The sequence below is a fragment of the Amycolatopsis sp. NPDC048633 genome, from assembly GCF_040650695.1.
Lineage (GTDB): Bacteria > Actinomycetota > Actinomycetes > Mycobacteriales > Pseudonocardiaceae > Amycolatopsis.
In genome coordinates this window covers 172,928-187,570 of the sequence record NZ_JBEZHS010000017.1, presented here as the reverse complement: position 1 = coordinate 187,570, position 14,643 = coordinate 172,928, and the positions used below count along the sequence as shown (strand labels likewise).

Sequence of the window (14,643 nt, the reverse complement as noted above, 5' to 3'; positions counted from 1 at the left end):
ATTTAATGCTCTCAAAGGAACCTCATACGAGGTTCAAAACATAAGCTCTACTGGCTTAGTTCACTAGCACACTGTTGAGTTCTCAAGCAACACACCCCGAGTCGCACCGCCGTCAAGCGGCCTTACCCGAAGCGAGTATTCCTAGCAGTTTTGGTGGGACACCCACTCAATCGCTTCGAGCGAGAGCTTGGTTCGTGTCCCCGCCGCCCGGTTTCCCTGGCGACTTGGAGAACTTTACATGTCCCGAAACCCCCTGAAACAGGGGGGTCCGTTAACAAGATCAGCGCAGGTCAGACCCCACGACGAAACCCGTCTGAGGCCCAGTGTGCACCCGTGGGCCCGCGAGCGCCAGGGATAGCGCGCGGAAAGAACATTGCTCCGAGTACATTGCACCGTATTGCACCGTGCCAAAGCTCCGCCTAGCGTCGGCCGCATGACCCTCTCCCACGACGACCTCGGCCCGAAGAACGGCCGGCCGGTCCTCCTCGTCCACGGCCACCCCTTCGACCGCTCGATGTGGCGTCCCCAGGCCGAGCACCTGGCCGCCCGCGGCTACCGCGTCGTGATCCCCGACCTCCGCGGCTTCGGTACCTCCAAGAGCGAAGACCTCAAGACCACTCTGGACGTCTTCGCCCAGGACCTCGTCGACCTGGCCGACCACCTGGAGCTGGCGCGCTTCGTCCTCGGCGGCCTCTCCATGGGCGGCCAGATCGTCATGCACCTGCTGAAGGACCACCCCGGCCGGGCGGAAGCCGTCCTCCTCGCCGACACCTTCCCCGGCCTCGATACCCCGGCGGCGAAGCAGGCCCGCATCGACACCGCGGCGAGGATCACCGAGGAGGGCATGCACGGCTACGCGGACGAGCTCCTCCCCAAGATGATCTCGAAGCAGACCCGCGCGACCAGGCAGGACGTCGAGGCACACGTCCTGAAGATGATGCGCAACGCTCCCGAAGAGGGAGCCGCGGCCGCGCTGAGAGGACGCGCCGAGCGCCCTGACTACACCGAGGGACTGAAGCGCATCGACGTCCCCACCCTCGTAGTAGTAGGCAGCGAGGACGAGTTCACCCCGGTCGAGGACGCCCGGCTCATCCACCGGGAGATCACCGGTTCGACCCTGGTGGTCGTCGACGGCGCGGGCCACCTGCCTAACCTGGAGCGCGAGACCGAGTTCACCGAGGCGCTCAGCACCTTCCTGACCACAAGCGGAGCCACCCCATGACCCAGCAGACCGTGTTCGTGACCGGCGCCAGCGCCGGCTTCGGGGACGCCATCGCGCGCCGGTTCGTCGCCGAGGGCGCCCGGGTGATCGCCGTCGCCCGTAGTGCGGACAAGCTCGAGAAGCTCGCCGGGGAGCTGGGAGACGCCGTGCTCCCGGTGACCCTCGACGTCAGCGACCCCGAAGCGGTCAAGACGACGATCGAAAACCTCCCCGCGGAATGGCGCGAGGTCGACGTCCTGGTCAACAACGCCGGCCTCGCGAAGGGCCTCGAGCCCGCGCACCGGGCCGACCTGACCGACTGGGACGAGATGATCGCGACCAACGTCCGCGGCCTCACGCATGTGACGCGGGCGCTGCTGCCCGGCATGGTCGAGCGCGGCCGCGGCCACGTCATCAACATCGGCTCGATCGCCGGCACCTACCCCTACCCCGGCGGCAACGTCTACGGCGCGACCAAGGCGTTCGTCCACCAGTTCAGCCTCAACCTGCGCAGCGACCTGCACGGCACCGGCGTCCGCGTGACGAACGTCGAGCCCGGCATGGTCGGCGGCACGGACTTCTCGAAGGTCCGCTTCGACGGCGACCAGGGCAAGGCGGACAAGGTTTACGAGGGCACCACCCCGCTGACCGCGGACGACGTCGCCGAGTCGGTCTTCTGGGCGGCGAACCAGCCGGCGCACGTGAACATCAACGTCATCGAGCTGATGCCGGTCGTCCAGAGCTTCTCGGCGCTGCAGATCTACCGCGAGTCCTGAAGCCCGAAGAGGTCGAACAACGCCTGCTGGGCCGGGTCCCGCTCGGTCGGCAGGCGCCTCGCCCGCGGCCGCCCGCCGGTCGACGGGTACCGCAGCACCAGCTCGCCGATGCCGGCCAGCTGGTCGAGCAGCTCCCGCACGGACAGGTTCATCCCGGCCCGGTCGGCCTCGCGCCGCATCAGGTGTGTGACGGTCGCGGCGAGCACCGAGACGAGCCCGTGCGCGGCGATCCGCTGCCGCGTCCACTCCCAGCGCGGGGTCGGCCCGGCGACGGCCGGGCCGGTGAGCCAGCGGAACGTCGACTCCAGGTGCGTCCGGGCCCGGTAGGCCGTGACGACGTCCCCGATCGGCCAGTCCCGGTCGGTGACCAGCACCTGCTTGCCGAAGAACTCGTCGTCCAGCCGAGCGATGGCCACCGTGTCGACACGCCGTTCGAGCCGGATCTCGCCGGGCCGGCTCCCGCTCAGCACGGCGGTGAGCACGCGCTCGATGCGACGGCCCCGCGTCACCCGGCCGATCTCGGCGTGGACCTGGGCGCGGTCGCCCCGGTGGGTGCCCGCGGCCAGGGCTCCGGCCAGGCCGTCGAGCTCACGGGTCGCGGTGGCCAGCTCGTCGGCGAACGCGCGGGACTGCGCCGCGTGCAGCGTCGCCGAATGCGTGAGGAGCACCCGCCGCCGGACGCCGTCGACGACCGCGTGCGTGTCCAGCGCGGTGAGGCCGGCGAACCGCTCGGGGTCGACGCGCTTGCGGGCGGACGCGGGCTGGGTCAGCAGCCCGGGGTGGTCGGTCAGCGGCAACGAGCCGACGAACCCGCTGCGTGAGCCCAGGTCGAGCTGGGCCGCCTGGCCGGAGTGGAAGACGAGCGTCGCGGGTCCCAGCTCCGCGGTCAGCGAGGCGAACGTCGGCGCCGTGCCGTCGTCGCGCCGGTACACCCTCGACGCCAGCGGGATCGCGCCGTCGCGGGTCACCCGCAGGCCGGCGCCGGCGAGCACGCCCCGGCAGGCCGAGGGCAGCGTGCAGTCGGCCGGGGCGAACGCGGCGAACTGGGGGACGTCGACGGCGAGCGCCGCGTGGTCGTCCAGCAGCTCCAGCACGGCGGACGCGACGGAGTCCTCGATGCGCGTGATGCGTTCGGGGGTAAGGCGTTCCAGCGCCCGCCACGTCCCCTCCACTGTGGACACCCGGGGCCGCACCACGTCCGCCGCCACGCCCGAATCCCACCACTCGGCCAGCGGCGTTTCGGGCGCGGTCGCCCGGTGCAGCACGGCGATCGCCAGCGTCAGACCCAGGGAGGGCTTCGCGCGCTGGAGGCCGGCGACGTCGTCGACGCGGCGAACGAAGTCGAGGCGCGAAAGCGTCGCCCACACCGCGGCGACGTCGCCGTACGTCCGGTACGAAGCCGACGCGGGTTCGCCGCCCGGGACGGCGCGCGCGATCTCCTCGGCCGTCCCCAGGTAACGCTGGGTCACCACCCGCGGCTTGCCGTCAACCCTCCCGGACTCCGCCAGGTAGTAGTACGTCCGTCCGCCGATCTTCTTCCCGACCACCGATGCCACCCTTTAGGTAATACACCGCGGGAAGCTGATCGACAACTATGGCACCGGGCTGACCTGCGACGACGAGCACGCGCACCGATCGGGTGAGCCGGGTGCGCAACACACACTGGCTGGTCCCGCGAGGACGGTCCTAGCGTGGGTGGAATGGGACCCGATCCTGACGCCACCACCCCGACCGCCTCCGCGATGCGCCGCTCGCTCGCCCGGGCGCGCGACGGGAAGACACTGGACGTAGCCGAGGCGAGCGTCCTGCTGCACGCCCGCGGCGAAGATCTGGCGAAGCTGTCCGAGTACGCCTCCCGCATCCGTGACGCCGGCCTGGCCGAGGCCGGGCGCGCGGGCGTCATCACCTACAGCCGCAAGGTGTTCATCCCGCTGACCCGGCTGTGCCGCGACCGCTGCGGCTACTGCACGTTCGTCACGGTCCCGGGCCGGCTCGAATCGCCGTTCCTATCCCCGGACGAGGTCCTCGACATCGCCCGCAAGGGCGCGGAGATGGGCTGCAAGGAAGCGCTCTTCACCCTCGGCGACCGGCCCGAGGACCGCTGGAAGGCCGCCCGCGACTGGCTGGACGCGCACGGCTACGACGACACGCTCTCCTACGTCCGCGCGATGGCGATCCGGGTGCTCGAGGAGACCGGCCTGCTGCCGCACCTCAACCCCGGCGTCCTGTCCTGGCAGGACTTCCAGCGGCTCAAGCCGGTCGCGCCGTCGATGGGCATGATGCTCGAGACCACCGCGACCCGGCTGTGGAGCGAGAAGGGCGGGCCGCACTACGGGTCCCCCGACAAGGACCCCGCCGTCCGGTTGCGCGTCCTCGAAGACGCCGGCCGCAGTAGCGTCCCGTTCACCACCGGCGTGCTGATCGGCATCGGCGAGACGCACGAAGAGCGCGCGGACGCGCTGTTCGAGATCCGCAAGGTCGCCAAGACCTACGGCGGCATCCAGGAAGTCATCGTGCAGAACTTCCGGGCCAAGCCGGACACGAAGATGCGCGCGACACCGGACGCCGACCTCGAGGAGCTGGCCGCGAACATCGCCGTGGCGCGGCTCGTGCTCGGCCCGAAGATGCGCATCCAGGCACCGCCGAACCTGATCGGCAACCAGTACGACCTGATGATCCGCGCCGGGATCGACGACTGGGGCGGCGTCTCGCCGCTGACCCCGGACCACGTCAACCCGGAGCGCGCGTGGCCGCAGATCGACGAGCTGGCCCGCCGCACCGAGAAGGCCGGCTTCGACCTCAAGGAACGGCTGACGATCTACCCGGAGTACGTCAACGCCGGCGAGCCGTGGCTGGACCCGCGGATCACCCGGCACGTCGCCGCGCTCGTCGACCCGGCCACCGGGATGGCGCGCGAGGGCGCGATGCCGGTCGGCATCCCGTGGCAGGAGCCGGACGGCGGCTGGCAGGAGTCCGGGCGCACCGACCTGCACACCGAGATCGACACCACCGGCCGGACGGAAGACCGCCGCAGCGACTTCGACTCCGTGTACGGGGACTGGAAGGAGATCGGCGACCGGATCAAGACCGGGCCGCAGAAGTTCGACTCCACCGTCCTGGAAGCCTTGCGCAGCGCGGAAAAGGACCCCGCCGGGCTGTCCGACGACGCCGCGCTGGCGCTGCTGTCCGCCGAGGGCAAAGAGCTGGACGCCTTCACTAAGCTCGCCGACGACCTGCGTCGCGAGACGGTCGGTGACGACGTCACCTTCGTCGTCACGCGGAACATCAACTTCACCAACGTCTGCTACACGGGCTGCCGCTTCTGCGCCTTCGCCCAGCGTCGCACCGACGCCGACGCGTACACGCTCTCGCTGGAGCAGGTCGGCGACCGCGTCGACGAGGCGTGGGCCGCGGGCGCGACCGAGATCTGCATGCAGGGCGGCATCCACCCGGACCTGCCCGGCACCGCGTACTTCGACCTCGCGGCCGAGGTCAAGCGCCGCCAGCCGGAGATCCACCTGCACTCCTACAGCCCGATGGAGGTCGTGAACGGCGCTTCACGCACCAACCTGTCGCTGAAGGACTGGCTCATCAAGGCGAAGGAAGCCGGCGTCGACTCGCTGCCGGGCACGGCGGCCGAGATCCTCGACGACGACGTCCGCTGGGTGCTCACCAAGGGCAAGCTGCCGACGTCGGAGTGGATCAAGGTCGTCACCACCGCGCACGAGATCGGGCTGCCGACGACGTCCACGATGATGTACGGCCACGTCGACACGCCCGCGCACTGGGTCGCGCACCTCAAGCTGCTCGCGAAGCTGCAGCGCGACGGCCTGGAGAAGCACGGCAAGCGCGGGTTCAGCGAGTTCGTGCTGCTGCCGTTCATCCACCAGAGCTCGCCGATCTACCTCGCCGGGCTGGCTCGTCCCGGGGCGACGCAGAACGAGAACCGGGCGGTGCACGCGCTGTCCCGGCTGCTGCTGCACGGGATGATCGACAACATCCAGAGCTCCTGGGTGAAGCTCGGCACCGAGGGCAGCCGCGCGGTGCTGCAGGGCGGCGTCAACGACATCGGCGGCACGCTGATGGAGGAGACGATCAGCCGGATGGCCGGCGCGTCGAACGGGTCGTACAAGACGATCAGCGACATGCGCGAAATGGTCGAGCCGCTGGGCCGGCCGCTGGTGCAGCGCACGACAGGTTACGGCCGGCCGTCGGCCGAGCGGATCGCCGCGGCGGAGGCTTCGGACGGCGTCGCGACCGCCGTGCGCAAGCCGCTGCTGCCCCTGCTGACGCCGTAAGACGGTAGCGGGCGCCCGGGCTCCAGGGCGCCCGCTACTCTTCCGGATCATGGGGGTTTTCCGCTTCGCACCACTTCTTTTCGTCGCGCTTCTCGCGGGTTGCGGCACTACGCCGCCTCCGCCGCCCGTGCCCAGACCCACGACGACACCGAGCCCGACGTACGCGCCGCCGCCGCCGACTGGGCTGTCGCTCACGGTCGGCCAGGTCGAAGCCGGCCTCGGGCACCGCGCGAGCGTCCTCACGCTGACGAACCGGGACACGGCGCCACGCCAGGTCACCGGCTACCCGGACCTTAAGATCCTCGCGGGTGACGGCTCCCCGCTCGAGGTGAAGGTCGAGCACGGGACGTCGTACTTCGCGCGGGACCTCGGCCCGCGGGACACGACGCTCAAGCCGGGCGAGAAGGTCGTGGCCGTGCTGGCGTGGTCGGCGACCGTGACGACCGGGGACAAGCGCAGCGGCGCGGCGATCTCGGTCGTCCCCGTCCCGGGCGAACCCGCGCAGAAGCAGCCGCTGGACACCGATCTGGGCACCACGGACTCCGTGACGGTCAGCTCGTGGGCCACCGAAATCGGCAACTGATGACCTTGTGTCACCGCTCACAAACCCACGGTTGACCCAGCCGGATCTGTGCTAACTCTTTTCCCTCACGACCAGGGTGAGCACCGAAGCTGCACCCACCGGAAGGGACTTCGATGAGCACCTCCGTGGCCGCGCTGGAAATGGTCGACACCGATCGCTATCCGCTCACCGAACCGGGAAGCGCGGCCTGGCGGGAGACCGTCGGCCGCACCCGCGCCGACCTGGCCGACGTCGGCTGCAGCGTGCTCGCCGACTTCATCCGGCCGGAGCTGCATGAGGTCCTGCGCGCCGAATGCGCCGCCCTCGAGCCGCACGCGTACACGAAGACCGAAAAGGTCAACGCCTACAACACCGCGATCGACGCGCCGCTGCCCGAAGACCACCCCGGCCGGACGATCATGGAGCGCGGCAACGCCTTCGTCGCCCGCGACCACATCCCGGCGGGCGCGCTCATCGGCCGGCTCTACACCAGCCCGGTGTTCCAGCGCTTCATCGCCGACTGCTTCGGGCTGCCGGAACTGCACGAGCTCGCCGACCCGCTGTCCGGGCTGACGCTCAACGTGATCGCGCCCGGCCGTGCGCACCCGTGGCACTTCGACACGAACTCCTACACCGTCAGCATGCTGACGCAGGCCGCGAGCGAGGGCGGGACGTTCGAGTACTGCCCGAACATCCGGTCCGCCGAAGCCGAGAATTTCGCCGCCGTCCGGGCGGTCCTTTCCGGGGAAAGCACCCGTTCGGTCCAGCGCCTCGACCTCCGTCCGGGCGATCTGCAACTGTTCAAAGGCCGCTTCGCCTTGCATCGGGTCACTAGGGTGGAGGGGAAGATCGCCCGGAACTCCGCGATCTTCGCCTACAGCGAGCGCCCCGGCGTCATCGGCAGCCCGGAGCGGACCAGGCAGCTCTTCGGCCGGGTCCTGCCCGAGCACCTGGCTGGTCACGCTGTGCGGGGCGACGCCCTGCTCGACTAGATCTAGGAGCCTGGCCCGTGCCTTTTGACTCGACCGGCAAGATCTCGTTCGACCACATCTACACCGCGTCCGACCCTCGTCCGTTCTTCGAGACGTTGCAACGCGTGGATTACCAGATTCCGCAGCTGGGGAAGCCGTATTTCACGAAACTGATCGAGGAATACCAGGCGGAGCGCGGAATCGCGCAGCCGACCGTGCTCGACGTCGGCTGTTCCTACGGCGTCAACAGCGCGTTGCTGCGGTGCGAAACAACGCTGGACGACCTCTACGAGCAGTACACCGCGCCCGGTGTCGAGGACCTCGACCGCGCCGCGCTGCTCGAACGCGACCAGCGGCTCGTGCTCAGCCGCGCGACCCCCGACGGCGCCCGGTTCTTCGGCCTCGACGCCGCGGGGGCGGCGCTGGACTACGCGCGTGAAGCGGGCTTCCTGGACGAGACGATCTACGCCGACTTCGAACGCTACGACCCGGACGAGACGCAGCAGGCGCTGCTCGATCAGGTGGATCTCGTCGTGTCGACCGGCTGTGTCGGGTACGTCACCGAGAAGACGATCGCCCGCATCGCGCGCGGTTCGCGGCCGTGGATGGCGCACTTCGTGCTGCGGATGTTCTCCTACGACCCGGTCGCGGAAAGCCTGGCCGAGCTGGGCTACGAGACCGCGGCCATCGACGGGGTGTACCGGCAGCGGCGGTTCGCCTCCGACGAGGAGCAGGCGCACATCCTCGACTCGCTGAACACGGCCGGCGTCGATCCCGAAGGGCTCGAAGCCGAAGGCTGGCTGTACGCGCAGCTGTACGTTTCCCGACCGAAGAAGGGTGCGGCCGCCGGACTGGCTTCCGCGCTCAGCACGGTTTCCGTCGACTAACGAGGATGACAGAGTGAGCAGTCCGGAATGGTCCACCCGCACGTTCGGCAACGAGGACCGGCTTCCCCGGGTCCCCGTGCCCACCCTCGCCGACAGCGGCCGCCGCTTCCTGGAGTGGTGCGGCCCGCTGCTGACGCCGGAGGAGCTGGCGGAGACCGAAGCGGCGGTCGAGGAGTTCCTGGCGCCGGGCAGTCCGGCGCACGGGCTGCAGGCCGCGCTCGAGGAGTACGACCGGTCGCCGGGCGTACACAGCTGGCTGGATACCTTCTGGCCGTACCGCTACCTCGGCCGCCGCGACCGGATCGCGCTCAACGCCAACTTCTTCTTCCTGTTCCAGGACTCTCCGCTGGGGCAGGTCGAGCGGGCGGCCGAGCTGACCGCGTCCGCCGTGGACTACAAGCTGCGGCTCGACGAAGAGCTGGTGCCCCCGGTGCTGGTGCGCGGCGGGCCGCAGTCGATGGTGCAGCACAAGTACCTGTTCTCGGCGACGCGCATCCCGGGCGAGCTGCTGGACACCGCGCGCACGCGGTTCCCTTCGCCCGAGCGGCACATCGTCGTGTTCCACCGCGGCACGCCCTTCCGGATCGACGTCATCGCCGCGGACGGCCGGCCTCATTCGCCGGAGCAGATCGCCGACGGCCTGCGCGCGATCCTCAAGGACGACCACCTCGCCGACGTCCCGGCCGGGCACTTCACCACGAAGGCCCGCGCGGAGTGGGCGGCCAGTCGTCAGGCGCTGATCGACGCGGGCAACGCCGAAGCTCTCGAAACCATCGAGACGGCGCTGTTCTGCCTGTGCCTGGACGACTTCACGCCGTCCGACGCCCAGGAGGCCGGTGATCAGGTGCTGTACGGCGACAACCGCTGGTACGACAAGGCCGTCTCGCTGATCGTGTTCGAGGACGGCACCGCGGGGATCAACGTCGAGCACTGCGAACTCGACGGCACCACGATCCTCGGCTTCACGGACGCGCTGCTGAGCGGGGAACGCCTTCCCCGGGACGCCGCCGGCGGCGTCCCGGGTTTCACGCCGGTCGAGTTCACGCTGACCGACGCGCTCCGCGAAGACGCCCGGGCGGCCGGGGAGGCCTTCGCGGCGTACGCGGACGCGACGGCCACGCAGACCGTGTCGTTCGGCTTCGGCGCCAACCGCGTGAAGGAGCTGGGGATGTCCCCCGACGGCTTCGCGCAGATGGCGTACCAGCTCGCGCACAAGCGGGCGAAGGGACTGACGGGCGCGACGTACGAGTCGATCGCCACCCGGCAGTTCCGGAACGGCCGGACCGAGGCGATGCGGGTCGTCACCCCCGAGGTTTTCCGGTTCGTGGCCGCGATGGAAACCGGCACGCTCGAGGAGAAGCGGGAAGCTTTCCGTACTGCGGCGGCGAAGCACGTCTCGCGGGCGAAGGAGTGTCAGGCCGGGGACGCGCCGGAGCAGCACCTGTGGGAGCTGCAGCTGATCGGGAAACGCCGTGGGGACACCGAAAGCCCGGCGCTCTACAGCTCGCCGGGCTGGCTGAAGATGCGGGACGACTACCTGAGCACCAGCTCGGCGCCGTCGGTCAACATCCAGTACTTCGGGTTCGGCTCGACGAGCCCGCAGTGCATCGGCATCGCGTACGTGCTGCTGCCGGACCGGTGGAACATCTACCTCAGCACGCCGAAGCACGTCTCGGCGGAGATGTACCGCTTCGCCGACGAGCTCGCGAAGGCCGTCAGCGAGCTGCAGGAGCTCCTGGCAGGCGCTTGAGCAACCAGGTCAGCCGGGCGGCGCGGGCCGCCCGGCTGACCTGCGCTTCCGGCACCAGCGAGTCGAAGCCGTGGAAGCCGCCGGGCCAGACGTGCAGCTCGGCCTCGCCGCCCGCCTGCCAGATCCGGCTCGCGTAGGCGACGACCTCGTCGCGGAACGTCTCCGCCGTGCCGACGTCCAGGAACGCCGGGGGCAGCCCGGAAAGCTCGGCCGCGCGGGCCGCGGCGGCGTACGCCGGGACCTCGTCCGTGCCGCGGCGATCACCGAGGTAAGCCGTCCAGCCGACGTTGTTGGCCGTGCGGTCCCACAGGCCGTGGCCGTCGAGGTCGACGGCGGACGGCGTGTCGTTGCGGTCGTCGAGCATCGGGCAGATCAGCAGCTGCCCGGCGAGCTGTGGCCCGCCGCGGTCGCGGGCGAGCAACGCCGTGGCGGCCGCGAGCCCGCCGCCGGCGCTGATCCCGCCGACCACCACCGGGCCGGCGCAGCGCTCGACCGTCCACAAGAGACCGGCGTAGCAGTCCTCGACCGGCACCGGGTACGGGTGCTCGGGCGCGAGCCGGTAGCCCGGCGAGACGATCGTCAGGTTCAGCCCGCCCGCCCAGTCCAGCAGGTTGGGCACGTCCTGGCCGAGGTGGCTGCCGACGATCGTGCCGCCGCCGTGCACGTAGTAGAGGACGCCGACGCTCTCGGCCGGGCGCAGCACCAGCAGCGGAACGTCCCCGGCGTACTCCTCGGCGACCTGGTACGCCGGGTACGCGGCGGCCAGCTCCTCGACGGTCCGGTGCTCGGCGGCGTTCAGCTCCCGGCGGCCGGGGATGTCGGTCAGCTGCGCGAGCGGCGGGCGGAGGGCCCGCAGGGTTTCGACGACGGGGGCCAGCTCCGGGTCGAACGGCGGTGGCGTCATGCCGTGGGATCCGAGACGACGAGGACCAGCGAGCCCTCGAACGTCGGCTGCTCGCGGAACCGCCCGTAGCGGCGTTCCCACGTGCCGTCGTCGAGGTCGTGCTGCAGCTCGGCGGCGAACCGGTGGTGCACGCGGTCGTCGACGAAGCTCCACGCCGAGCACGACAGCCGCGCGCCCGGGTCGAGCAGACGTTCCGGGCGGGCGTAGTAGGCCTCGTTGAAGCCGTCCGTGCAGTCGGTCGGGATGGGCACGGGGACGATCGACGTGTGGCCGCCGAGCCCGTCGGCGATGTCGTCGACCGAGGGGTAGCGCCGCGCTTCGGTCTCGATCACCTCGGGCGCGTAGTCGAGCAGCCAGAACCGCCGCAGCAGGGCCGGGTCGCAGGTCAGGATGGCGATCGGGCCGCGGGTGACGCGGCGCAGCTCCTTGAGCCCGGTCCACAGGTCGTTCCACTGGTGGACGCTGAACGTGCTCATCGCGCCCTCGAACGACCGGTCCGGGAACGGGAGCTTCTCGGCCACCGCGTCGACCGCCGGCGGCAGGTCCGCCCGCCGCTGCGCGCGCATCGACGCGGACGGCTCGACCGCCGTCACCTCCCGGTCGGCCGGCTCGTAGGCGCCGGCGCCCGCACCGACGTTGAGCACGGTCCGCGCGTCCCCCAGCGCGTCGGCGATGTACTGGCCGATCCGGGGATCCGGCCGGCGGTAGTCGGTGTAGACCCCGCCGATCGCGCCGTAGTCCGCGTCCCCGGCGCTGCCGTCCGCACGTCGCTGGCTCATGCCGGAAAACTATCAGCGCTTCCCGGCCACGCCGTCGTTGCTCCGCCGGGCGTAAGCGAACGCCGGGCATCCGGCGCAGTCGTCAATTCCTGTCGCAAACTTGCGTAAGTTCGTTCAACTATTGCGATTTCTTGTCCAGGATTCGTATGATCCCGGTCACAGAGGTCCCCACCCTGCTGCGGAAAGGCCAGTGCCGCCCATGTCTCCCAGCTCTGTCTTCAGCGCGCCCGAAAAAGCCCCGGATCGCCTCCGGGCCAAGAGATTCGGTGCCCTCGCCGCCGCCGTGACCGTCGCGGCCGGCCTGACGATCGCCGCCGCTCCCGCCGGGGGTTCGGCGCTCGCCGCCGGCCGCGGCGCGAGCGTGCCCTTCCTCGAACAGGAGGCGGAGAACGCCGCGACGAACGGCTCGGTCATCGGCCCGGACCGCAACGCCGGCACGCTCGCCGGCGAGGCGTCCGGCCGCAAAGCCGTGACGCTCTCGGGCCAGGGCAAGTACGTCGAGTTCACGCTCACCGCCCCGGCGAACTCGATCGACTTCCGCTTCAGCCTCCCGGACTCCGGCAACGGCACCGGGACCAGCGGCACGATCTCGCTGTACGTGGGCGGCGCCCACAACCGCGACATCGCGCTGACCTCGAAGTACGCCTGGTACTACGGCTCGTACCCGTTCACCAACAACCCCGGTGACGGCCACGCGCACCACTTCTACGACGAGACCCGCGCGCTGCTCGGCACGTCGTACCCGGCCGGCACCAAGATCAAGCTGCAGGTCGACGCCGGCGACACCACGGCCTCGACCATCGACCTGGCCGACTTCGAGCAGGTCGGCGCGGCGGCCACGCGGCCGGCGAACTCGCTGTCCGTCACCGACTACGGCGCCACCGCGGGCGACACGAGCGACGACGCTTCGGCGTTCGACTCGGCCGTGGCCGCGGCTCGCAGCCAGGGCAAGGAGGTGTGGATCCCGTCCGGGACCTTCACCCTCGGCCACCACATCACCGTCGACCAGGTGACCATCCGCGGCGCCGGGCCCTGGTACTCGGTGCTGACCGGACCGCGCGCCGGGATCTTCGGCAAGGGCGAACCGGCCAGCTGCGGCACGTCGACGTATCCCGGCAACGGCGCGATCCCGGGCACGAGCAGCGCGGTCAAGCTGTACGACTTCGCGATCATCGGCCAGGTCGACTCGCGCGTCGACTGCGACCAGTCCAACGCCATCGGCGGCGCGCTGGGCGGCGGCTCGGTCGTGCAGAACCTGTGGCTGCAGCACACGAAGGTCGGGCTGTGGCTCGACGGGCCGTTCGACGGGCTCACCGTGTCCGGCAACCGCATCCTCGACCAGACCGCCGACGGCCTGAACCTGCACCAGGGCATCAGCAACGTCACCGTGACGAACAACTTCCTGCGCAACACCGGCGACGACGGCCTGGCCATGTGGTCCGAGCACGACGCCGACCACCACAACACGTTCTCCTTCAACACCGTGCTGCTGCCGATCCTCGCCAACAACATCGCGATCTACGGCGGGCACGACAACACCGTCGCCGACAACGTCGTGGCCGACAACCAGGACCAGGGCGGCGGCATCCACATCGCCAACCGGTTCAGCGCGGTCCCACTCGCGGGCACCACGACCGTCGCGCGCAACACCGCCATCCGCACCGGTGTGCTCGACTCGAACTGGCAGTTCGGCGTCGGCGCCCTGTGGTTCGACGGCCGCGACGGCGCCATCACCGGCCGCGTCGACGTCACCGACCTCGACCTGCTGGACAACAACTACGAGGCCATCCAGTTCATCGACAGCGCCACCACGGACGTGCACTTCACCAACGTCCGGATCACCGGGGCAGGCACCTTCGCCTGGCAGATCCAGGCCAAGCCTTCGGGTTCGGTCAAGAACGTCGTCGCGACCGGCGTCGGGCGGGCCGGGGTCTACAACTGCATGGGCCCGGACGCTCTCGCCGGCCTGGCCGACCAGGGTGGCAACTCGGGCTGGTCGACGACGTTCTGCGGCTCGTGGCCGACGCCCGTGTACGGCTCGGACAACGGCGGCGGCACCACCACTCCGACCACGCCCACCACCCCGCCGACCACCACGACAACGCCGACTCAGCCGGCCGGGAACCTGGCGCTGCACAAGAGCATCACGGCGTCGGCGTCCCAGGGTGGCTTCCCGGCGGGCAACGCGGTCGACGGCGACGCGAACTCCTACTGGGAGAGCGCGAACAACGCGTTCCCGCAGTCGCTGACCGTCGACTTCGGCAGCACGGTATCGGTTTCGCGGCTGGTGCTGAAGCTGCCGCCGTCCTCGGCGTGGGGCACGCGCACGCAAACGATCGCGATCGACGGCGTCAAGGCCGCGGCGGGTTACACGTTCAACCCGGCGTCGGGCAACACCGCGACCATCACGTTCCCGGCGACGTCCGCGCGCACGCTGCGGCTGACCTTCACCGGCAACACCGGCTGGCCCGCGGGACAGCTGTCCGAACTCGAAGCCTATTCGTCCTGAGAGGTG

Annotated in this window: 11 protein-coding genes; 8 read left to right on the top strand and 3 right to left on the bottom strand. The window is 70.3% G+C overall.

Annotation, left to right across the window (positions count from 1 at the left end):
* The first annotated feature begins 433 nt into the window (after window positions 1-433).
* Together AB0C38_RS28180 and AB0C38_RS28175 are read left to right on the top strand one after the other, a co-directional pair.
* The gene (locus tag AB0C38_RS28180) at window positions 434-1,222 is read left to right on the top strand and encodes an alpha/beta fold hydrolase (protein WP_360678689.1); all 789 of its coding nucleotides are present in this window, start codon (window positions 434-436) and stop codon (window positions 1,220-1,222) included.
* Window positions 1,219-1,977, top strand: coding sequence for an SDR family oxidoreductase (locus AB0C38_RS28175; protein ID WP_360678687.1), 759 nt, complete (start codon window positions 1,219-1,221; stop codon window positions 1,975-1,977). The genes AB0C38_RS28180 and AB0C38_RS28175 overlap by 4 nt, the downstream gene beginning before the upstream one ends.
* Here AB0C38_RS28175 and AB0C38_RS28170 read toward each other — a convergent pair.
* Window positions 1,962-3,524, bottom strand: a complete 1,563-nt coding sequence (locus AB0C38_RS28170) for a transposase (protein ID WP_360678685.1) — start codon at window positions 3,522-3,524, stop codon at window positions 1,962-1,964. The genes AB0C38_RS28175 and AB0C38_RS28170 overlap by 16 nt on opposite strands.
* Before the next feature lie 153 nt (window positions 3,525-3,677).
* Here AB0C38_RS28170 and AB0C38_RS28165 point away from each other — a divergent pair, with 153 nt between their 5' ends.
* The 5 genes from AB0C38_RS28165 to AB0C38_RS28145 all read left to right on the top strand — a co-directional run bounded on the left by AB0C38_RS28165 (window position 3,678) and on the right by AB0C38_RS28145 (window position 10,445).
* Window positions 3,678-6,275, top strand: a complete 2,598-nt coding sequence (locus AB0C38_RS28165) for a bifunctional FO biosynthesis protein CofGH (RefSeq protein ID WP_360678683.1) — start codon at window positions 3,678-3,680, stop codon at window positions 6,273-6,275.
* 127 nt (window positions 6,276-6,402) lie between these two features.
* Window positions 6,403-6,858, top strand: a complete 456-nt coding sequence (locus AB0C38_RS28160) for a DUF4232 domain-containing protein (protein WP_360678681.1) — start codon at window positions 6,403-6,405, stop codon at window positions 6,856-6,858.
* Window positions 6,859-6,971: 113 nt separating this feature from the next.
* Window positions 6,972-7,829: an arpA protein gene (locus tag AB0C38_RS28155; RefSeq protein WP_360678679.1), complete on the top strand. Its 858-nt coding sequence runs from the start codon at window positions 6,972-6,974 to the stop codon at window positions 7,827-7,829.
* Window positions 7,830-7,846: 17 nt separating this feature from the next.
* Window positions 7,847-8,695, top strand: coding sequence for a class I SAM-dependent methyltransferase (locus AB0C38_RS28150; RefSeq protein WP_360678677.1), 849 nt, complete (start codon window positions 7,847-7,849; stop codon window positions 8,693-8,695).
* A 13-nt stretch (window positions 8,696-8,708) separates the two neighbouring features.
* Window positions 8,709-10,445, top strand: a complete 1,737-nt coding sequence (locus AB0C38_RS28145; RefSeq protein ID WP_360678675.1) for a choline/carnitine O-acyltransferase — start codon at window positions 8,709-8,711, stop codon at window positions 10,443-10,445.
* Here AB0C38_RS28145 and AB0C38_RS28140 read toward each other — a convergent pair.
* Both AB0C38_RS28140 and AB0C38_RS28135 read right to left on the bottom strand, forming a co-directional pair.
* Window positions 10,411-11,349: an alpha/beta hydrolase fold domain-containing protein gene (locus tag AB0C38_RS28140; protein WP_360678673.1), complete on the bottom strand. Its 939-nt coding sequence runs from the start codon at window positions 11,347-11,349 to the stop codon at window positions 10,411-10,413. The genes AB0C38_RS28145 and AB0C38_RS28140 overlap by 35 nt on opposite strands.
* Window positions 11,346-12,128, bottom strand: coding sequence for a class I SAM-dependent methyltransferase (locus tag AB0C38_RS28135; RefSeq protein ID WP_360678671.1), 783 nt, complete (start codon window positions 12,126-12,128; stop codon window positions 11,346-11,348). The genes AB0C38_RS28140 and AB0C38_RS28135 overlap by 4 nt, the downstream gene beginning before the upstream one ends.
* 199 nt (window positions 12,129-12,327) lie before the next feature.
* On the opposite strand from AB0C38_RS28135, the gene AB0C38_RS28130 reads away from it, so the two are divergent.
* Window positions 12,328-14,637, top strand: coding sequence for a discoidin domain-containing protein (locus tag AB0C38_RS28130; RefSeq protein WP_360678669.1), 2,310 nt, complete (start codon window positions 12,328-12,330; stop codon window positions 14,635-14,637).
* Window positions 14,638-14,643 lie beyond the last annotated feature (6 nt).